The organism is Ruegeria lacuscaerulensis (assembly GCF_013031245.1).
GTDB classification, from domain to species: domain Bacteria; phylum Pseudomonadota; class Alphaproteobacteria; order Rhodobacterales; family Rhodobacteraceae; genus Ruegeria; species Ruegeria lacuscaerulensis_C.
Window position 1 is genome coordinate 88,080 of sequence record NZ_WPZL01000001.1, and the last position, 20,208, is coordinate 108,287.

Annotated in this window: 23 protein-coding genes and 1 other RNA gene; 7 read left to right on the top strand and 17 right to left on the bottom strand. The window is 58.8% G+C overall.

Translation table 11 applies throughout. The features are described from left to right. Positions 1-12: 12 nt before the first annotated feature. The 11 genes from GOX66_RS00460 to GOX66_RS00510 form a co-directional block, all read right to left on the bottom strand. The gene (locus GOX66_RS00460) at positions 13-1,596 is read right to left on the bottom strand and encodes an ABC transporter substrate-binding protein (protein ID WP_170758538.1); all 1,584 of its coding nucleotides are present in this window, start codon (positions 1,594-1,596) and stop codon (positions 13-15) included. A gap of 583 nt (positions 1,597-2,179) precedes the next feature. Next, positions 2,180-3,283, bottom strand: a complete 1,104-nt coding sequence (locus GOX66_RS00465) for a glycerate kinase type-2 family protein (protein WP_170758540.1) — start codon at positions 3,281-3,283, stop codon at positions 2,180-2,182. After that, positions 3,283-3,720, bottom strand: coding sequence for a D-aminoacyl-tRNA deacylase (gene dtd / locus GOX66_RS00470; RefSeq protein WP_170758542.1), 438 nt, complete (start codon positions 3,718-3,720; stop codon positions 3,283-3,285). The genes GOX66_RS00465 and dtd overlap by 1 nt, the downstream gene beginning before the upstream one ends. A 25-nt stretch (positions 3,721-3,745) precedes the next feature. After that, positions 3,746-4,414 (bottom strand): nitroreductase family protein, encoded by a 669-nt coding sequence (locus tag GOX66_RS00475; RefSeq protein ID WP_170758544.1) that lies wholly within the window; start codon positions 4,412-4,414, stop codon positions 3,746-3,748. A 100-nt stretch (positions 4,415-4,514) separates the two neighbouring features. Then, positions 4,515-5,633, bottom strand: a complete 1,119-nt coding sequence (locus GOX66_RS00480) for a TFIIB-type zinc finger domain-containing protein (protein ID WP_170758546.1) — start codon at positions 5,631-5,633, stop codon at positions 4,515-4,517. 17 nt (positions 5,634-5,650) lie between these two features. Next, complete coding sequence (locus GOX66_RS00485; protein ID WP_170758548.1) at positions 5,651-6,142, bottom strand: cytochrome b; 492 nt, start codon at positions 6,140-6,142, stop codon at positions 5,651-5,653. A 65-nt stretch (positions 6,143-6,207) separates the two neighbouring features. After that, positions 6,208-7,356, bottom strand: a complete 1,149-nt coding sequence (locus GOX66_RS00490; RefSeq protein WP_170758550.1) for an SPFH domain-containing protein — start codon at positions 7,354-7,356, stop codon at positions 6,208-6,210. A gap of 22 nt (positions 7,357-7,378) precedes the next feature. After that, on the bottom strand, positions 7,379-8,335 hold the full coding sequence (locus GOX66_RS00495) for a DUF2927 domain-containing protein (RefSeq protein WP_170758552.1): 957 nt from the start codon (positions 8,333-8,335) through the stop codon (positions 7,379-7,381). 13 nt (positions 8,336-8,348) lie between these two features. Next, positions 8,349-9,539 (bottom strand): toxic anion resistance protein, encoded by a 1,191-nt coding sequence (locus GOX66_RS00500; protein WP_170758554.1) that lies wholly within the window; start codon positions 9,537-9,539, stop codon positions 8,349-8,351. A gap of 30 nt (positions 9,540-9,569) precedes the next feature. Further along, positions 9,570-10,481, bottom strand: coding sequence for a 5-bromo-4-chloroindolyl phosphate hydrolysis family protein (locus GOX66_RS00505; protein WP_170758556.1), 912 nt, complete (start codon positions 10,479-10,481; stop codon positions 9,570-9,572). Between the two features lie 174 nt (positions 10,482-10,655). Next, on the bottom strand, positions 10,656-11,528 hold the full coding sequence (locus GOX66_RS00510; RefSeq protein ID WP_170758558.1) for a pseudouridine synthase: 873 nt from the start codon (positions 11,526-11,528) through the stop codon (positions 10,656-10,658). Between GOX66_RS00510 and GOX66_RS00515 the strand changes: the two genes are divergently transcribed. Further along, positions 11,527-11,976, top strand: coding sequence for a nucleoside deaminase (locus GOX66_RS00515; RefSeq protein ID WP_170758559.1), 450 nt, complete (start codon positions 11,527-11,529; stop codon positions 11,974-11,976). The two genes, GOX66_RS00510 and GOX66_RS00515, sit on opposite strands and share 2 nt — an antisense overlap. Positions 11,977-11,978: 2 nt before the next feature. On the opposite strand, the gene GOX66_RS00520 is transcribed toward GOX66_RS00515, so the two are convergent. Next, the gene (locus GOX66_RS00520) at positions 11,979-12,671 is read right to left on the bottom strand and encodes a metal-dependent hydrolase (protein ID WP_170758561.1); all 693 of its coding nucleotides are present in this window, start codon (positions 12,669-12,671) and stop codon (positions 11,979-11,981) included. 59 nt (positions 12,672-12,730) lie between these two features. Between GOX66_RS00520 and GOX66_RS00525 the strand changes: the two genes are divergently transcribed. Beyond that, on the top strand, positions 12,731-13,387 hold the full coding sequence (locus tag GOX66_RS00525; protein ID WP_170758563.1) for a ceramidase domain-containing protein: 657 nt from the start codon (positions 12,731-12,733) through the stop codon (positions 13,385-13,387). Here the strand turns inward: GOX66_RS00525 and GOX66_RS00530 are convergent. Continuing rightward, positions 13,378-13,941 carry a DUF4202 domain-containing protein gene (locus GOX66_RS00530; protein WP_170758566.1) on the bottom strand — a complete coding sequence of 188 codons (564 nt, stop codon included), beginning with the start codon at positions 13,939-13,941 and terminating at the stop codon, positions 13,378-13,380. The two genes, GOX66_RS00525 and GOX66_RS00530, sit on opposite strands and share 10 nt — an antisense overlap. A gap of 146 nt (positions 13,942-14,087) precedes the next feature. Continuing rightward, complete coding sequence (locus GOX66_RS00535; protein WP_170758567.1) at positions 14,088-14,246, bottom strand: hypothetical protein; 159 nt, start codon at positions 14,244-14,246, stop codon at positions 14,088-14,090. Positions 14,247-14,473: 227 nt separating this feature from the next. On the opposite strand from GOX66_RS00535, the gene gatC reads away from it, so the two are divergent. The 5 genes from gatC (at position 14,474) to rnpB (ending at position 18,134) form a co-directional block, all read left to right on the top strand. Next, positions 14,474-14,761: an Asp-tRNA(Asn)/Glu-tRNA(Gln) amidotransferase subunit GatC gene (gatC, locus tag GOX66_RS00540; protein ID WP_170325838.1), complete on the top strand. Its 288-nt coding sequence runs from the start codon at positions 14,474-14,476 to the stop codon at positions 14,759-14,761. Between the two features lie 3 nt (positions 14,762-14,764). Continuing rightward, a complete protein-coding gene (gene gatA / locus GOX66_RS00545) occupies positions 14,765-16,252 on the top strand; it encodes an Asp-tRNA(Asn)/Glu-tRNA(Gln) amidotransferase subunit GatA (protein WP_170758569.1) in 1,488 nt (495 codons plus the stop codon). 40 nt (positions 16,253-16,292) lie between these two features. Further along, positions 16,293-17,000, top strand: a complete 708-nt coding sequence (locus tag GOX66_RS00550; protein WP_170758571.1) for a hypothetical protein — start codon at positions 16,293-16,295, stop codon at positions 16,998-17,000. After that, the gene (locus tag GOX66_RS00555) at positions 16,951-17,670 is read left to right on the top strand and encodes an N-acetylmuramoyl-L-alanine amidase (protein ID WP_170758573.1); all 720 of its coding nucleotides are present in this window, start codon (positions 16,951-16,953) and stop codon (positions 17,668-17,670) included. The genes GOX66_RS00550 and GOX66_RS00555 overlap by 50 nt, the downstream gene beginning before the upstream one ends. Before the next feature lie 45 nt (positions 17,671-17,715). Then, positions 17,716-18,134: RNase P RNA component class A (gene rnpB / locus GOX66_RS00560), an RNA gene on the top strand. Between the two features lie 5 nt (positions 18,135-18,139). Here rnpB and GOX66_RS00565 read toward each other — a convergent pair. From GOX66_RS00565 to GOX66_RS00575, 3 genes are all read right to left on the bottom strand, one after another. Beyond that, positions 18,140-18,472 carry a GYD domain-containing protein gene (locus GOX66_RS00565; RefSeq protein ID WP_170758575.1) on the bottom strand — a complete coding sequence of 111 codons (333 nt, stop codon included), beginning with the start codon at positions 18,470-18,472 and terminating at the stop codon, positions 18,140-18,142. 70 nt (positions 18,473-18,542) lie between these two features. Then, a complete protein-coding gene (locus GOX66_RS00570; protein WP_170758577.1) occupies positions 18,543-19,388 on the bottom strand; it encodes a DUF2182 domain-containing protein in 846 nt (281 codons plus the stop codon). A 12-nt stretch (positions 19,389-19,400) separates the two neighbouring features. Further along, positions 19,401-20,036, bottom strand: coding sequence for a DUF1326 domain-containing protein (locus GOX66_RS00575; protein WP_170758579.1), 636 nt, complete (start codon positions 20,034-20,036; stop codon positions 19,401-19,403). Positions 20,037-20,208: the final 172 nt, after the last annotated feature.

The window sequence follows — 20,208 nt, forward strand, 5'->3', positions numbered from 1 at the left end:
CCGTGGCCCGTTTTACGCGAACCACATTTTGCGCGAGGCCTGGCCACCCATCAGTTCGTCATAGGGGTCGGGCTCCCAGCCGGCCAGTTGATCGCTGACGCCATCGATGAACTGATTGAACATCGGGCAGATTATGCCTCCTTCTTCGTTCAGCATCCGGCCCATCTGGGAATAGAGTTCCTTTCGCTTGGCGGTGTCGAGCTCACCCTTGGCCTTATTCAACATGTCGTCGAATTCCGGCCGTTTCCAGCGCGTGTCGTTCCAGTCGGCAGTCGAGAGGTATGCGGTTGAGTACATCTGGTCCTGCACCGGCCGCCCTGTCCAATAGGAGGCGCAGAATGGTTGGACGTTCCAGACCTCGGACCAGTAACCGTCGCCCGGCTCGCGTTCGATTACGAGTGGGATACCGGCTGCTGCTGCACTTTGCTGGAAGAGCTGGGCCGCGTCTACGGCACCAGGGAAGGCGACCTCGGAGGTGCGCAAAACGATCGGCGACCCGTCATGGCCGGACTTCTTATAGTGCTCGGCCGCCTTTTCGAGGTCGAACGTGCGCTGCGGGATCGTATCGTCGAACAGCGGGTAAGCGGCGTTGATCGGGATGTCGTTGCCGACACTGCCATAACCCTGAAGGATTTTCTCGACCAATTCCTCGCGATTAATTGCGTACTTCAGAGCCAGTCGAAGATCGAGATTGTCGAACGGCGCAGTGTCGACATGCATGATGAAGACATAGTGCCCACGGCCCGTTGTCGGCTGTACAGACAGACCCGGTGCGCGGCCCAAAAGACCTGCGACCTTGGGCTCAACCCGGTTAATCAGGTGTACCTGCCCGGACTGAAGTGCAGCCGTACGCGCCGTGGAGTCATTGATGGCGATAATTTCGACGCTGTCAAAATGACCGTCGTCGGCCCAGTAGTTCTCGAACTTCGAATAGGCGTGACGCACGCCCGGCTCGTCCACCTCAAGCTTGTAGGGGCCTGTGCCGATGCCCGCGCTTGGGTTGTCCATGCCACCATCCGGCTGGATGATCAGGTGATAGTCCGCCATGAGGTACGGCAAGTCGGCGTTTGGGTTGTTCAATGTGACAGAGAACACGTCGCCATCGGCCTTCATCGACTCGATTTCTTTCATGATGCCCAATGCACCTGATTTCGAGTTTTCGTCCGAATGGCGCTGCATGGTTTTCAGCACGTCTTCACTGGTCAGTGTTTTGCCGTTGTGAAATTCGACCCCTTGACGGATCTTGAAGTTCCAGACCTTGGCGTCGGCGCTTGCTTCAACACTTTCGGCTAGGCGCGATTCAATCGAGCCGTCCGGCGATACCACCACCAGGGTGTCACCGAACTGGCGGCCGTTGAGCGCAGGCACTTGGCTCGCATAAGTAGCCGGATCGAGAGAGTTCGTCGATTCGCCACCAATGGAGCCGATCTTCAGATCACCGCCCTTTTTCGGGTCCGCCGCACGCGCGGCGTCCGCGAACATGGTGCTGGCCATTGCCGCGGATACACCCAAAGCCGCTGCTTTTCCCATGAATTCGCGGCGGGTCAGCTTGCCAGCTGTAACCTGCTTGGTCATGTGAGTGAGTTGTTCGTTCATCCAAAGATCTCCCAGTTTATGGATAACAGCCCTTTACAGGCTTTTTATTGACGCATGAGTCAAAGTAGGCGCATTTCGGTGTAGCGGGCAAGGACAAATGTCTGGTCCCAACCCTGCCGAAATTCACATCTGATTTCGTGGTATGGTATCCTCCAATTCCTTTGGAAATACCGGGGGTTCTCCTTCAAAGGCAGTTAACTTCGCCTTGAGAAAAAAGTTCTCTCTGTCCAACCACAACTCGCGTGAGGTTTCGGTTTGCAGATCAATGTCGTCGCGACTCATCTCTTGAACCCAACGGCGATTTCCCCTGGCGGTCGGAGAGTCATCCGGGTGTACCTCCCCCCATATTCACAGGCCTATCCCCCGTTGCTCGACCTGCGTTGGATGTCTGTGAACAGCCCAGTATCGTTCTCGACTTCCGGCAAAAGCGCGCGCCATTTCGGGCGCAGGATAGGCGGCTGCCGTCAGGGAGCTCGATACCAACGTCGGGAATGTCTTCATTTTCTCGTAGCGCAATGGTGGGTGGCGTCATGCCCCGAGTGTCAGGGGCTTTTGCATCGCGGGTAAGCTGAAAATCGTCAAATCATTCGCGGATAACGACAAGCAGATCCATCACATTTGTTCCCGTTGGGCCGGTTATCAGCAAAGCTCCGGAACGATCCAGGTAAGAGCCACTATCCGCCCGCTGCAACGCCTGCTCAGCACCTGCGCCCCAGGTTGATCCATCGACGACAGCCCCGGCCGCCTGCGTTGGACCATCTGTTCCGTCTGTTCCTCCAACCACCAGGGTTATTCCCTTGCAACCAGAGATTTCCCGCGCCAACGCCAGAGACAAAGCCTGATTGCGACCGCCGCGCCCGGGGTTTTCCGGCAGCACAACTGTGGGTTCCCCGCCAAAGATCATGATTCCGCTGGGCATTTCACGGATGCGTTGACCGAGTGCTTCGGCAACGTTCAGGAAATCGTCGTGCAGGCATTCTTCATTGGCTAAAACTTCGACCCCTTCAGATTGCGCCAATTCCTCTGCGGTTGCCCGTGCATGGGCGTTTGAGGCGACAATCCGGGTTGAGGCTTCAAAGTCGATAGTTTCCGGCAAAGCTCCGATACCCGATCCCACGACATTCAGGTCATCGCCGGGAACATCAGAAATCGCCAGAACAGTGGCTTTGCCGCCTTTGAAATGAGACAGCAGGCCGCCGCCCTTGATCCGGGACAACTTGCGCCGCTCTGCGTTCATTGCCGTAATGTCCAACCCCTCTGCCAGCAGCTTTTTGTTCAGTTGCTCCAGATCCGACAGGGTTTTTCCTGGCAACAGGTCTTCCGCCAATGAAGACGCCCCGCCCGAAACAAGCAGCAACAAATGCGACTTCGGTTCCATGGCCTCGACCGCTTCGCGCAAGGCCCGCCCGCCTTCGAGGCTGCGATCATCCGGGACAGGGTGCGATGCCTCGATCAGTGTGACGTATTCCGGAAGGTCGCGCCCGTGGTCGTCCTTGGTAACAACCAGCGTAGGGCGTGGCCCAAAATGCTCCAGCGCAGCACGGGCCATCGCGGCGGCAGGCTTGCCTACAGCCAGAATCTGGTCGGGTTCAGGAATTGTGTCCAGTACTTTGCTGGTCGCTGCGTGACCACCCACCGCGTCGACCCCGGCTTGCCAGATGCGAATTGCCTGTTCTCTTCTGTCCATCAGCTTTCCATCCAAATCGTAACTGGCCCGTCATTGACCAGTTCTACCGCCATATCCGCTCCAAACTCCCCGGTTTCGACGGATATGCCCTGTTCTTGAAGTCGACTCGCGAAGAATTCGTACAGATGCTTGCCGACGTCCGGCGCAGCCGCCTGCGAGAAGCCCGGCCTGTTCCCGCGCGACGTATCTGCCGCCAGAGTAAACTGGCTGATCACCAAGGCCGAACCTCCGATATCCACGACAGAGCGGTTCATTTTCCCGGCATCATCCTTGAAGATGCGCAGTTTCGAGACTTTGGCGGCCAATTGTTCTGCTTTTTGTTCATCGTCGCCAAGCATTGCGCAAACCAAGATCATCAGCCCCGGTCCGGATTGGCCGATTACCCGACCATCCACAGACACTTTGGCATGCGATACCCGTTGTAAAACTGCGCGCAATTTAGTTCTCCGCTTGGTGTTTTTCTTACCCGACCCAGTCGACGATTTCGCTCAGACCAGCGCGGCCCGTGCGAAAGCCGTTGGCAGGATGGTCTTTATCCGCATATCCGAATGAAATCGCGCATAAAACCACCCGGTCGTTCGGTATGCAAAAATAACGACGTAGAAACGGACTGTAGGTAGCCAACGCTGCCTGCGGGATCGTCGCTACACCTAAGGCCTGCGCGGCCAACGAAAAGGCGGTGACGAACCCACCGCAATCCATCGCGCCATACGACCCGAGTTCCGCAGGGCTGGAAATGATGGCGCAGTGCGGTGCGCCAAACAGGGCAAAGTTTTCCATCATCTGGCGGGCCGAGGCTGCACGGTCGCCGCGTTCTACGCCGACGGCCTCATATAAAGCCCAGCCGCACGCACGGCGCCGATCCTGATACACGCCGGAATAGGAGGTCGGAAAGGGAAGATCCGGCGCGGGTGTGCCAGTCGCCGCCTCCTCCAACATCGCCTCGCGAAACCGGTCTGTTTTTTCTCCGCTGGTGATCGTGACATGCCAGGGCTGTGCATTGCACCAACTGGGAACACGCGATGCGCAGGTCAGAATCTGTTCGATCTTTTCCTTCGGTACCGGGTTGGAGAGAAACGCCCGGCAGGAATGCCGTTCGGCCAGCAGTTTGTTCAAATCAGATAGCGTCACTCAGGCCTCCCCTCGCCGTGGACAAAGCGCAGGATGGCGTCTGGCTTACAGATGTTCAAGCGCAGAAGCGGCAATTTCAATGTTCTTGCCGGACTCTCTGTTATTGTTGTCCCGTAGCCACCAAGTACCCGACGCCAGCCGCGACCAGCAGGCCCAGAACAACGGCAATCGTGATCTTGATTGCTGACCACGGGCGTTCCCCCTGAACGCGCCCTGTACGTCCGTTTACGACGAACCGGTAAGTCTGACCGCGGTATTTATAGGCCGCCATCCAGACCGGCAGCAGAATATGTTTGAAGGTCACATTCCGCACATCCGTATCAATGGAGTGAATGCGTTGCCGATCTCCGCCGATATCAAAGCGCACATCCCGTTCAATCACCCGGGCCATATATCCGCGTGCTTCTGTGTAACCTTCCTGCAGTTCGATCGTGTAAGCCTCGGCCCGGAAACCAGCCAGGTATTCAGGCTGATAGGGTTCAAGGGCCGGTAAATCCCATGGCTCCAGCGCGTCAGTATAGCTTTTGGGCAGAGATCGCGACGCCAAGACCAGCACATCGTCAAAGAACCGTTTCACCCGGCCGGATTTCGGAGACCACCTTACCTTCGGCACCTGCTGCTGCACGCGCTTGCCGTCCCGCATGACGGTTCGGGTTTCATAGTAAACAGTGCCGCGTTCGCCGCGATAGCTGGACTGCGTGTCCGCGTCAAAGGTCCAGTAGGGCACATAAATACCCTGCATCTTTCGGCCTTTGCGGGCATAATCCCTCAGCCCGTTAGGGGCGAACCACAATCGGCCCAGCCAGTCGCTCATTGCTTTGTGGGCTGCGCGCTCATCCAGCGCAAAAGGCAAGACGCCTCGGGGCTTGATGTGCCGGTTCACACCGGTATCCGTCACCACCGGTGTGGCACAAAACGGGCATTCCGCCGCGTGCGTGTCGGGGTCAAACTCGACCTGAGCCGCGCAGTTTGGACAAGACAGAACCCGGGTTTCCTCAATTTCGCTGTCCGGCAGCTGGTCTGCCAACGCGGCGTTGAAATCCAGCTCTTTCAGGCTGGCCCCGCCCCACGGCCCTGAACTGATGGCCTCAGAATGCCCGCAATGGTCACAGGTCAGCGTTCCGTCACCGGGGTTGAACCGGTAATCCGCCCCGCATTGATCGCAGGGAAATCTGTGTTCATCCGGAACAGAACGAGGCGGAGGAGGGGGAGCAGTCATTCACGTCTCTTTTTTAGTTACCGGCCAGCGGACAGGCGCATCCGGTTTAGCGCGCCGTCCCGTTTGATGAACTGATGCCAGATCGCAATAACCGCATGGCCGAGCGCAACGATCATCAACGCATTGGCAACCGTTTCGCGCAATTCACTTGCAGCATTGACCCCCCCGTACCAGGCCAGAGCACCAAGGGCAGGTGCCGCGATCATCAGGGCATAGAGCACACGATGTCCCCATTCCGCCGCTTTTGTCATCAGGGCGGAACTGCCGGGAAGCGCTCCGGGTGCGCCTTGAACCCAACGCAGGACGATGCGGATCAGGATCAGGACAAAAACAATGCTGCCCAGCCAGACATGTGGTGTTCCACCTTCAAGCCCGATTGTGCCGCTGTCCATGCGGGCACGAAAAACCCGGCCCATGCCATCGCCGCTCACCCATTCAAAGATGATGATAAGGGCGATCAGCCAGTGCAAAACGATTTGAGGTTTGGAGTAACGGTCGGTTGTGGACATCTCTTTGCTCTTTCAGAGAGGTTGCAGATACGCGTTAAACGTATCCGCCGACAGTTTCCGTCGCTTCACGCTCCCGGCGGTGGCGGCGGCAGGATGGTAAACAACTGCGCCAGTTCCCGCACGTCACCTGCTTTCTTCCACCCGTCCTGACCCGCGGTCCAGACATGAGTATCGCGGGTGATCTCTCCGTCCGTAGCCATGCGCCCCATCTTGGCCTTCGAGAACGGCCCACTGGTCTGCCCATCCACCGCGATATGCCACACATGCTCAACCGGCGGAGGAGGTGGCGGCGTCGCATGCGATGCCGGTTGCGGGGCAGCGGGGGCGGAACCGCCCCACGGGCCGCTTGGCTGACCCGCTGCCATGTTCGACATTTGTTGCGCCATCGCCATGCCCATGCCCATGCCAAGGCCGGCACCCATGCCGCCGCCCTGACCGGGATTGTTTGCCGCAGCCGTCATCGCCTCGGCTGCGGAATACTGTGTGAATTTCCCCAGATCACCTGCCAGCCCCATCGATGTCCGTTTGTCCAAAGCCGCCTCAACTGCGGGCGGCAGAGAGATGTTTTCGATGTAGAATTCAGGCATCTCAAGCCCATAGCCGTCCAGAACCGGCGAGACCTCGGCCGCAATCAGTTTGCCCAGATCGGCGGTATTGGCAGCCATGTCCAGAACCGGAATGCCCGATGCGGCGATAACCCGGCTGAACTCCTGCACGATGATGTTGCGGATCTGAAAGCTGATCTCGTCCATGGTGAATTCGCCATCGGTGCCGACGATCTCGACCAGGAATTTAGCGGCATCCTTTACCCGCACCGTATAGGTGCCGAAGGCCCGAATGCGGGTCGGTCCGAACTCGGGGTCGCGCAGCATGATCGGGTTCTTGGTGCCCCATTTCAGGTCATTGAACCGGGTCGTGTTGACGAAATAGATCTCGGATTTGAACGGGGATTGAAAGCCGTGATCCCAGTGCTGCAACGTCGTCAGGATCGGCATGTTGTTGGTTTCGAGCATATAAAGACCCGGGGTGAACACGTCGGCCAGCTGCCCTTCATGCACGAACACAGCGGCCTGACCTTCGCGCACGGTCAGCTTGGCACCGTATTTGATCGCATGGCCTTCGCGTTCAAACCGCCAGACCATGGTGTCGCGGGTGTCATCGACCCAGTGAATGACGTCAATAAATTCTCCGGTCAGAAAATCGAAAATGCCCATTGGGGTTCTCCTCTTCTGGGGCTCAGAGCGACTGGCCCATCAATTCACGTGCAATGATCCGCACCACGGGACGGGCGTTATCCACCGTCACCCCGGGCTCAAGGCGCGGGTCGTAAAGCATAGTCAGTAGTTTTTCGTCATGGCTGGTCAGCAGCGCAAACTCATCATCATCATTGAATATTGAAGGCCGCGCCATGGGGCTGTCGTTGGACACCCCCAACCCTTGCGCGATCTCTTCGTGAATGCAACTGCGGCGCAGCAGGTCGGGCAATTCAGTTCGGATTAAGGTAACCGCTCTTACGTACCTATAGGGTGAAGAACTATTGCCCAATGCAAACACAAAGCAATCGATATCCGAACGAGGGCTAGCGACCAGTTTCAGGGATTCCTGACTGATCCCCGGGATGAGTTCCTTCAGCCGCGACACCACATAGGCGCTATCGTCCTTGCCCGCGAAAAAGACGTGGAAATTGCCTCTGCGATTAACGACAGAAATCGGATGCCCGGTTAGTTTTGCAAGCCGCGCGGAATAGGTCTCAACTTCGGCAATGTCCTGCGTTCGTGTTGCCGGCAGAACCGAGGGGCCAAATTCGGTCTGAACCCGAACCGGTCCGGACCAGCGGCTGAGTTGCCCGTCAGTTTGCCGCGACGCGACTGCCACTGCATGGTCAGGGTATTCGCTGTAAAACGCGATAGTCTCAAAGTTGCGCGCAAGATCGTCTGCATCAAAAGGCGTGTCCGGCCCGCCGCCATCCGTGCGCAGCATCCCGCGCGTTAGAAGATCACGCTCGACCCGTTGATAAAAGCGGGCCAGATCCTGGCTGGCGGCAGAGGGTGGGACATAGGCGTTAGGTGCAGGTGCAGGCGCCACCGGACGTGGTTCAGGAATAACCGAAGAGTTCAAAACCTCATCGCAATTGGCCAAGGCCAGCAGCGATACAACGCCCAACAATGGCTTCAGATTTCCTGAAAACCGCACGTCCGACCCGCCGTCAGCCCGAAACCGCAGTTCCGGCGTTATCGCCGACCCCGTCCTTTCGCGCCTTGGCGGCAGCCAGCGTATCGCGCAGTTCGGCCTCCATCTTCTGCAGCTCAACTTCGGCGGCGGCGCGTTTGGCCTTGCCTTCGTCAGCAATAGCCAGACTTTCGTTGATGGTTCCGATCAGGTCGGCATTGGCCTGTTTGACGGCCTCGATGTCGAAGACCCCGCGCTCCATTTCCTCGCGGATCATCTTGTTCGACTGGCGCAGATTGGCGGCGTTCGAGGTCAGCAATTCGTTTGTCAGGTCATTGGCGCCCCGCACGGCGGCCGCCGCCTCGGCGCTGCGTTGAATGGTGACGGCCTGCGCCAGTTGCGTTTCCCACAGAGGTACGGTGTTGACCAAAGTCGAGTTGATCTTGGTCACCAGCGACTTGTCGTTTTCCTGCACCAGCCGGATCGAGGGCAGCGACTGCATTGTTACCTGCCGGGTCAGCTTCAGGTCATGCACGCGGCGTTCCAGATCATCACGGGCGGCCCGCAGGTCACGCAACTCCTGCGCTTTCATCACCTGCTCGTCCTCGGGCGCGGCCTGAACTTCGGCCTCTTTTTCGGGGATATCGTGGCTGTCCAGCTCTGTCAGCTTTTCCTCACCCGCCGCGATATACAGCGCCAGTTCATCGTAGAACCCAAGCGTTTTTTCATACAGCAGATCCAGCGACTTAATGTCCTTCAAAAGCGTGTGCTCATGGCCCAGAAGATCGTCGGTGATCCGGTCGATCTGGCCCTGAACTTCTTCGTACTGCGCGGTGAACTTGGCAAAGGGCGCGGCCTTGCCCAGCAGTTTCTCCCACCAACTGCGTTCACGGCGTACATCCAGTTCACTAACCGAAAAGCCCCGGATCGTGGTCACGATATTGCGCAGACTGTCCCCGGCCGGGCCTACATCCTTATTGCGCACATCCGCCAGCATCGCCTGACTGATTTCCTGCAATTCGGCCTGAGCGGACGAGCCGAACGAGACGATCGAATTGGTGTTGTCCATATCGATCTCGTCCATGCGCTTGCGAATTTCGGCGCTGACGGGATCGTCGGCTTCCTCCAGCGAGATAACCTCGGCCGTTGGATCGGGCAGGGCAACAGCGGTTACTTCCTGAACCAGAGTCTCAGCCTCAACTGCCTTGTTCTTGATCTCGTCGGACATGGGGATAATCCTCTCTCAAATAATGGCCGGTCAGTCAAACCGGACGCCTTCGCGTTGCAACCGTTCGCGCAACACGTCAATTTCAACCGTCAGATCGCTGCGGTCATCCAAAAGCATCTTGCGGGTGCGGGCCGCGAAATTCTGTTCAAGATCGTCCAGCAGGGATGAGTAGTCTTTCAGCGCCTGTGTATCACGGGTGCGGGCATACACATCGGCGAATTTGATCGTCGCGTCCCGGGCACCCTGAAGGTAGACGGTCAGATATTTACGCGCACCAGCCAGATCGCGCGGATCTTCTTCAACCGTGCGAAACAGATCGCGGGCAGTGTCCTGAAACTGTTCAACCCTCGCTTCGATCCTGCGGTCACCGGCGCGCTTTATGGCGTCGGTCATCTCGGTCAGGTGGGATTCGGCGTCCTCGACCACGCGGGCGACGCGATCCTGTTGAAAGGTATCCACCCCCTCCATGCCTTTATCTTTCATTGGGTCCAACCCGAATGACACCGAATGCAAAACAGTTGCCGCTGCGCCGAAGAGGATCGGGGCGATCAGGCTGGCCTCAGAGGCTGTTGCCGCATCCAGAAACTCGGTCCGATAGGACGCCAACCCGGCACCGAGGCCAGTCAGCACGCTGGCGAATATCTTCCTTGGGAAGGCAGGGCGCCGCGCCGTACGCCGGGCATTATAAGCGGCCTCGGCCCGCAGGCCTTCGCGCAACAGGAACGCGGCGGCTGTCAACAGGCCCGCGGCGATCAGGCCCATCGTCATCCCGACGGCGCCGTCATTCAGAGACAGGAATACCAGCGGAACGGCTGGAAGAAACAGCAGGTTGACCCGCGCTCCGGCGGGTTCGACCCGCGCGCCATCAAACTGGCCGCGTCTGGGCTGTTCAGACTCAGGGTCGCCCTGAGGGCTGAACTTTCCGCCATAGCGTTTGGTCATACGCCTACAAGCCTCCCAAAACGCCGGTGCAAACACCGAACAGCAGCACCAGCAGCGCCACATAGGCCAGTTTTTGTACTCCGGTTCCGGACATGGAGCCCCCCAAAGACGTCCTTTGCAGAAATTTAGGGGATGAGGAGCCCCGGCGCTAGGGGGAAGGTTGCCTAACCTGCGTCACTTGCGAGATTTCTTGCCGATGGGTGGCCGTTTCCTTTGCGGACGACCGGGGCGTTTGGCGGGGGCGTCCGGTTCAGCATCCAAACCCAGTTGGTCGCGCATTACGCGGCGGCGGATCTCTTCGACTTCGCCGGGTTTGAGAGTTCCCAGTTGGAACGGGCCATAAGAAACACGCAACAATCGGTTCACAGCGTACCCGATATCTTCCATCGCGCGGCGGATTTCCCGGTTCTTGCCTTCGCGCAGTCCGATTGTCAGCCAGGCATTGGCACCCTGCTGACGATCCAGCGTCACAGTCATTGGCTGAAACCGTTCGCCATCGATCGCCAGGCCCCGACGCAGAGGCGCAAAATCTTCGTCCTTGGGGCGGCCATTGACGCGCACGCGGTATTTGCGCAGCCAGCCCGTGGCGGGCAGTTCCAGCTTTCGCTTGATGCCACCATCGTTGGTCAGCAGCAGCAGACCTTCGGAATTCAGGTCAAGCCGCCCGACACTCATGACACGGGGCATATCCTCAGGCAGGTTGTCAAAGATCGTCGCGCGGCCCTTTTCGTCGCGCGTTGTCGTCACCAGGCCAGAGGGCTTGTGATACAGCCACAGGCGCGAAGGTTCCGGTTCGGACACCGGTTTGCCGTCAACGGTGATCTTGTCTTTGGCGGTGACGTTCAAGGCGGGACTGTCGATGATCTTGCCATTTACTGCCACACGACCGGCTTCAATCATGCGTTCGGCTTCACGGCGCGAAGCGACACCCGCGCGGGCAAGGACTTTGGCGATCCGGTCGCCGGGAGGAGGGGTTTTGTTCATCCGCAGGCCATAGCGCATCCCGCCCGCTTGCGAAAGGCAGGTTTCTGATGCAGTCAGGGGCATGGAGTTCAGATCTCACATGGATAAGGCGCTGGTTGAGGCGCGTGCGGCCGCAGATCGCGGAGAGGTTCCGGTGGGGGCCGTCATCGTTTCTGCCAATGGCCGCATTGTGGCTGCCGCTGGCAACCGAACGCGCGAACTGAACGACCCGACCGCCCACGCCGAAATTCTGGCCCTGCGCGCCGCCTGCGCCGAGGCCGGGTCCGAGCGGCTGCCGGATCATGATCTCTATGTCACGCTGGAACCTTGCGCGATGTGCGCGGCGGCTTTGGCTGCTGCCCGGATTCGGCGCATTTACTACGGGGCAGCCGATCCGAAATCCGGCGGTGTGGCCCATGGCGCGCGCGTTTTTACCCATAAACAGGCGCATCATGTGCCCGAAATTTACGACGGCATCGGGGGGCAGGAGGCTGCTGACCTCCTGAAAGAGTTCTTTGCTTCGCGGCGATGACCTTAAAGGCTGATCGGTTGCATCAGCTCGGGTTCAATCACGTCGACGCCCGGCAATCCGTCCGCCAATGCCTGAGCGGATTGTTCCAGAATCGGGAAGGTCTTGTAGTGGCAGGGAATCACGGTTTTAAAGTTGAAATACCGTTTGGCGGCATAGGCTGTCGCTTTCATATCCATGGTGAAATGACCGCCCGCTGACAGGATTCCGATATCGGGTTTGTAGTAATCCCCCATCCATTCCATGTCCGCCATGATGTCCGTGTCGCCGGAGACGTAAACCATGCGGCCCTCAGACGCGATCATGAAACCGACCTCGCTGCCGCCGGTGCGCAGTCCATCGGGTGTTGAAAAGGTCGAGCTATGCGAGGCGGGCACCATCGACACTTTGACACCATTCAGGTCCACTGTGCCGCCTTTGTTGAAACCAACCGTTTCCAGCCCCTCGGCCTCGCTCCAATACCCCATCAGGTCGTATTGACCGACCACTGGCACGTTCAGATGTTTGGCCAGCGAAACGACATCGGCCACGTGATCGAAATGCGTGTGGGTCAGCAGGATATGCGTCGCTCCATTCAGCGCGGTTTCGTGATGGTCGTCGGACAAGACCGGATTACCTGTCAACCACGGGTCGATCAGCAGTACCTGCCCCTGCGTTTCGATTCGAAAACTACCGTGGCCCAGCCAAATAATGTTCATGAAAAAATCCTCCTGATCAGACTGTTGGCATCAACCTAGCATCGGCTATGTAAAAATTCATGGACTGGTTGCAAGAAATTGACGGATATTGCGAGCGTTTGTCGCCCAGCTATTGGGCCGAGCCGGTAAACGCCGTGACAAACGCGGCATTTCTGATTTCAGCCTTTATTATGTGGAGGCGTGTGCGCGGGCAGGGGATGCCCTTGGCGATGGCACTGGTGATCATTCTGGCCGTAATCGGGATGGGCAGCTATCTGTTCCACACGCATGCGCGGGTCTGGGCTGCCCTGGCGGACACAACTCCGATTCTGCTGTTCATTCTGGTTTATATTTTTGCGATCAATCGCGATGTCTGGGTGATGAAGCCGGTTCCTGCTTTAATCGTGACGGTCCTGTTTATTCCCTATGCTGCGGTAACCACTCCCTTGTTCCAGCTCGCTCCGGGGCTGGGAGGATCAGCAGCATATGCCCCGGTTCCGTTGTTGATCCTGACTTACGCGTTCCTGCTGCGCCACAGAACACCGGACACCGCCCGAGGTCTTGCGATCGGAGCGGCGATCCTGATCGTCTCAATCACCTTTCGCGCGATGGATGAACCCCTTTGCGCACAGGTCCGCATGGGCACACATTTTCTGTGGCACATCCTGAACGCTATCATGTTGGGCTGGATGATCGAGGTCTACCGGACGCACCTTGTACACGCGTCTCAGCCCTGAAAGGCCTCTGCTAAGTGCTCTGGAAGATTGAACTCGGACAGTACACGCGACCGTCCGTCCGCTGACATTTTGCGCGCGGTCTTTTCGACAATGCGCTGGATTTTCTCTGCCGAGTGTTTGGCCGCGAAGGGCACGAAATACCATTTGAGAAAGACAAAGCAGATGACGTCTTCCAGCGCCTGCACCTCGTCGTCTCGTTTGATGCCTTGTTTGCGCAGCATCCGGCCAGCGGCTTCGGCCTCGTCAGCGCTGTATCCGGTCTGTTCCATCAGACCCATGACAACATCCGCGTGATGTACCCCCTGCGCCTTGCGCCACGCCAGATATCCGGCGCGGCCTTCAGGGTACTCGCTGCGCGCCAGCTTCCAGCGCTCGACATGCTGGCCGCGCGCCGCAATCTGCAGCGAGTCCGAGGCGTCGGGAAAAAGCCTGTTCAGTTCGGCGCTCATCCTCTGGCCGTAAAGCAGGGCGGCAGGCTGGCCGTCTTCCTGATTGGGGTCTTGCCCGTTGGCTGCATCAATAGCATCCAGAACCGCTTGCTTGCGTGCGCTCATCTTCCGCTCCGTTGGCTTGCCTGACCAGCGAAGCGGTCCGGCGGGTAATTTGTCGCCATCGTAGCGGCTTGCTACAGCAAGTGCAGCAGCCAAATGCGGAAATTCCGGGTCGGGCGCTGCGAACCCGACCCGGGCGGGGAGGCATGTTATTTGCCCAGTTTCACCTGATCCTTCGAGACGGGCTGCGAAACTGGCTCCGGAAAGTTCAGATCCCGTACCACGGTGTCCATGGTGGGCCCAAATGCCTGAGCCTGTGCTGCGATAAGAGTGGCGGCCAACACAAATGTGGTCATGAACGTTTTCATTTTCTGTCTCCGGTTAAGGCTGTGTCGCACAATACGAAATGAACAGTTCGGTTTAGTTTTTCAAGAAACGAAGTGAACTAATCGGTTTGCTTTTGCGCATATGGCATATGCAATTCTGAATGGCGGCCAAGGCGATCAGGGTGAAACGGTATATATCGGGGCGTTGGCGGTCTTGCGACCGGAGCATCAGACAGGTAAATGCCCCCTAACGCATATGAGGAAATCCGATGTCGATTGACCAAAGCACCGCCGCTAAGGTGGCCAAACTGGCCCGGATCAAGGTCGAGGATGACGCGCTGCCGGCGCTGGCATCCGAATTCAACACCATCCTTGGGTTCATTGAGCAACTGAACGAAGTGGATGTCGAAGGCGTCGAGCCGATGGTCTCGGTCGAGCCGATGCGCCTGAAGCGTCGTGAGGATGTGGTCACCGACGGCAATCAGCAGGACAAGGTTCTGGCCAATGCCCCCGACGCGCGCGAAGGGTTCTTCGCAGTCCCCAAAGTGGTGGAGTAAGACATGAGCGATCTGAACAAACTGGGTCTGGCCGAGGCCCGCGACGCGCTGCGCAAGGGTGAAGTGACGTCGGTTGAGCTGACCGAATCCTGTCTGAAAGCGATTGATGAGGCCGATGCGCTGAACGCTTTTGTCCACAAGACGCCAGAGATCGCGCTGGAACGCGCCAAGGCTGCGGACGATCGGATAAAGGGTGGTGAGGCACCGTCGATGTGCGGCCTGCCGATCGGTATCAAGGACCTGTTCTGCACCAAGGGCGTGCCCTCACAAGCGGCCTCGAAGATTCTGGAAGGGTTCAAGCCCGAGTACGAATCTACAGTATCTCAGCAGTTGGCTGATGCGGGCGCTGTGATGCTGGGCAAGCTGAACATGGACGAGTTCGCCATGGGGTCGTCCAACGAGACGTCCGTTTATGGCAACGCGGTCAGCCCCTGGCGGCGCGGCAATGACGACGCGCAACTGACCCCGGGTGGGTCGTCGGGCGGTTCGGCTTCGGCCGTGGCTGCCGATCTTTGCCTGGCAGCAACCGGCACCGACACCGGTGGTTCGATCCGCCAACCTGCGGCGTTCACCGGCATCACCGGCATCAAGCCGACTTATGGCCGTTGCTCGCGTTGGGGCATCGTAGCTTTCGCCTCGTCGCTGGATCAGGCCGGACCGATGACCAAGAATGTGCGCGATGCGGCCATCATGCTTGAGGCAATGTGCGGTCACGATCCTAAGGATTCGACCAGCGCCGAACTGGCCGTGCCGAATTTCGAAGCGATGCTGACCGGCGACATCAAGGGCAAAAAGATCGGTATCCCCAAAGAATACCGCATGGATGGCATGCCCGCCGAGATCGAGAAGCTCTGGGCTGATGGTGCTGAGATGCTGAAAGCGGCGGGTGCCGAGATCGTCGATATCTCGCTGCCGCACACCAAATACGCACTGCCAGCGTACTATGTGATTGCCCCGGCCGAGGCGTCCTCGAACCTCGCGCGCTACGACGGTGTCCGCTATGGCCGCCGGGCGCAGTTGGCGCAGGGCGACGGTATCACCGAGATGTACGAAAAGACTCGCGCAGAAGGTTTCGGGCACGAAGTACAGCGCCGTGTCATGGTCGGCACCTACGTTCTGTCGGCAGGCTTTTACGACGCGTATTACAACCGTGCGCGCCGTGTGCGGTCGCTGATCAAGAAAGACTTTGAGGATGTATTCGCCGCCGGTGTCGACGCGATTCTGACCCCCGCGACGCCATCGGCGGCGTTTGGTCTGGGTGAGATGACCGAGGCCGATCCGGTTCAGATGTATCTGAACGACGTCTTCACGGTGACGGTGAACCTGGCGGGTCTGCCTGGTATCTCGGTACCGGCAGGGCTGGATAAGCAAGGTCTGCCCCTTGGTCTTCAGCTCATTGGCCGTCCGTGGGATGAGGGCGATTTGCTCAACACCGCCTATGCGCTGGAAAGCGCCGCCGGGTTTGTGGCCAAGCCGGGGATTTGGTGGTAAGCCTCAGGTCAGGCAAGACTACGGAAAACGGAGCAGCTGGATGCGCTTTTCGCTTCTGATCCCCGCAATCGGGCTTGTGACCGCTTGCAATACAGTGGCACCGGTCGGTGGCACGGATTTCAATACGCCAGCCTACCAGGCGCAGCGCGAGGCTCAACTTGCAGGGCAGGGGTATACCGGAAACCCTCTGCTTGGTCCGGTTGAAGTTTCTGAACAACAGCTGGGTGCGCCGGGTGCGGCCGCCCCGCTACCGGACGGCGACAATGCCGACATCGCCTCTGCGACCGCGGCTGCTTTGGCCAACACATCGCCTCAGGGAACGGCGGCGCCTGTCGCGACGTCTGCCCCGAGCAATAACGCGATTTCCGACGAACAGGACTTTGCGGCCGTATCGGACCGACGCACCATCGAATCCGATGCCGCGCTGATCGAACAGAACCGCCAAACGTATGAGGTGGTTGCTCCAACTGCAGTGCCGCAGCGCGGATCGGACGGGCAGCCCAATATCGTGCAGTACGCGCTGAACACTTCGAACCCGGTGGGAACCCAGCTTTACAGCCGCGCGGGGTTCAACCTGCAGGCTAAGGCGCAACGCAACTGTGCCCGCTACCCGTCGGCCGATCAGGCGCAGATCGAGTTTCTGGCGAATGGCGGTCCGCAGCGTGACCGTAAGGGACTCGACCCGGACGGTGACGGTTATGCGTGCGGCTGGGACCCAAGCGCGTTCCGCAGTGCCGTCAGCAACTGAAACACTGACGCCCATTTGGCACCCGTCGCCCAATTTCGGCCAGCGTCGGGATGGGCTGACGCCATCGCTGGTCGTTCTGCATTACACCGCAATGGATAGTACGCAGGCCGCGCTGGAGCGGTTGTGTGATCCTGCTCACGAAGTTTCGGCGCATTACCTGATTGGCGCTGACGGCATGCTTTGGCAGATGGTGCGAGAAGCGGATCGGGCTTGGCATGCCGGGGCCGGAGAGTGGCATGGTCAGAACGATATCAATTCGCGTTCAATTGGAATCGAATTGGACAATCAGGGCAATCACCCTTTTACCGAACCGCAAATGGCGATTTTGGAACAGCTGCTGCCACGGATCATGAAAAAGTGGCACATCGCCCCTGATGGCGTGATTGGCCATTCCGATTTGGCGCCGGGCCGCAAATTCGACCCAGGCCCCCGTTTTGACTGGCTACGGTTGGAGCGCCAGCGCCTTGCCTGTCCGCGCGGGTGCGGGCAAGGCCCGGAAGATACGTCGGTAGATACGTTTCGTGCTTTAGCGCAGAATGCCGGTTTCACCGCGGAGGCCGACGATGAAACGTTGCTTGCTACCGTTCGCTTCAGATACCGCCCGTGGGGCACGGGCCCTCTGGAACCGGCTGATTTCTCGCCGCTTTGCAACAAGGATCTTCGGGTTTAATCCACTCTTGACGCCGCAGCCACCTGCGCATACCCACGACCCCGCGCGGAGGGCCGGATGGCCGCTGGGGTCGCAAGGCCCGAGAGGAAAGTCCGGACTCCACAAGACAACGGTGCCGGGTAACGCCCGGGCGGGGCAACCCGACGGAAAGCGCCACAGAAATCAAACCGCCCCGCAAGCGTCAGAGGTTCGCCTCCGGCAATATGGGGTAAGGGTGAAACGGTGGGGTAAGAGCCCACCGCGCCGCTGGCAACAGTGGCGGCACGGCAAGCCCCACCGGGAGCAATGCCAAATAGGGTCCCCGCGCGGGCCGGTCGGCGTCAGCCGATACCGCCGCTAAGCGCGTCTTGGCCGAGAGGGACCGGGTTGGCAGCTTGAGCCGCGCAGCAATGCGCGGCCTAGAGGAATGGTCATCGAAGGGGGCAACCCCGGAACAAGATCCGGCTTACAGGCCCTCCGCGCGTATTCGTCAGCTACCTGGCGGTGCATAGGCTCCGGTCAGTTTGGCGGCCTTTTTGGTGACGGCGACAAAGTCTTTCGCCTTCCAGGCGCGTACCGTTTCCACCTTGGACACCGCACCTGAGGCAGCGACGGCCATACCGATTGCCACGGCATCCGTACCGTCTGGTGCCTCGCTTATGACAACCACGTCATTTTCACCTGTAGTCATGTAAAACGCCAACAGTTTGCCGCCGACCTTTTTCAGCAATGCTCTGACGGCGCCTGTACGGTCCGCAGGCTTTTTCAGCATGCCTTTGACCCCAGCTTGCGAATAGGTCGCGTAGGTAATGTAAATAGGCATTAGTACCTCCTTTTAATCAAGTTTATGCAGGACCCGAATTTTGGCCGGTCCTTCGGCCGGAATGCGCGTGTCAGCCAGCCGCCACCCATGATGCGGCGACCAGCCAAACGCCCATGACGATCAGCGCTAGCCCGGTGAGGGGAGGAACAAGCCATGCGCCCCGCGGCATCAGCTTTTCCAACGCAACGTAAACAGCGATGCCGACGATCCAGTAGAGGTTCATGATGCCGCCGACAAACAGCAGCAACATCAGCGCCCAACAACACCCCAGACAAAACGCGCCGTGCAATGCGCCAGTACGAAACGCACCGTATGCGCCGGGGCGGTTGTGGTCGGCCAGAAACTGAGCCGGGCTTCGGCAATGGCGCAGGCAGGCGGATTTGAGGCTGGACAGCTGGTATAGCCCTGCAGCGACCAGAACGCAGCCTGCAAACGCCTTGGAGTCGATTGTCATCATTGGCCCATCCGACAATCCTACGTGCTCAAAACCCCATTGAGTGCCTGTCGCAACAACACTGAATGCAGCCCAGGCAACAAGGTAGCCGGTTAGGAAATACAGGCTCAGCCGCGAGGTTCGGGTCCTGTCCGGACCCATCCGCTTGATGGCCGTAAACAACAGCACTGTCGGAGCGGCGCTGGGCGTCATCATCGCGATCATCATGACCCACCACATGAGAAATATCAGAATGGTGTAGGGCAGGGTCCAGTTGACCTCGTCTCCCATCTGCATGGGTTCACCGACAGGCCCCGCCATGTGAGTCATGTCGATTGCGGACATGTTCATGCCTGTTCCGGCAACCGTGTACCATGAAGCGCCCAGAATGATCAGCAGAACGCAGAACAGCACAATGCTTTTGTCGCGCCGTAACGCCCGATCAACCACTCCAAGGGGCGGTGGTTTTGTGTTTGCGGTCATCTTAGGTATCGACTACGCGCCCAGAACGCCGTGTCCCGAGATGTTGAGATGGGCCAGATGCGCGTGCGTTGCGTCAAAGGTCAGGCTGATTGCGCCGCCCGTCGTTTTGGCCGTCCCCGAGGCCGCTTCCGCGTGGCGGTACTCAAACCCGTTTGGCAACTGAATGGATGCCCGATGAGGCGCCCCAGAAACAATGTGGGGGATTGGGCTGACATCCACATCGAAAACGCCGGGAACCTTGGCATATCCCATGCGCTCTTCCCGATCCCAATTGAGTTCGATCGGGACGTGCAGAGTTTCATGTTTCGTCGGAGCCATCGCGCTGTAGACGTACCACATGGTCGCCATCTCATCGGTGTCTTCACCGGTCATGATGGCCTGAACGGCGGCTCGCTGATCGGTGGATGCGCTTTCGTCGATGACCAGTTGCATCTGACCGTTGCCCTCGTGAATTGGCCCGGGCCAGTGATAGACGCCGGCCGCTCGTACGCCAGCAAGGTCGGTGTCGCCATAGTGACCGGACTGAATATTGAACACGACGACCGCTTCGCAATTGCCGTGAGAAGGAAGAACGCTGAACTGACACGGGCAACCGAAGTTGCAATTGCAATTGGCCAGCTCTTCGCCCTGAATTTTCCATTCTGTCATGATAGCCCCCAATACACATGAACAAAAACTCTGCTGACAGAGAGTTATGCCTGTTTCCGGTGCCTCGGGATTCAAGCCCCTTGATGGTTATGTGGGGCGTTGAATTGGCGCGAACGTATCACGAATTCGTAATCTGTTCAAACCAGGCCATGTGCGGGAAAGCGCCTGTTCT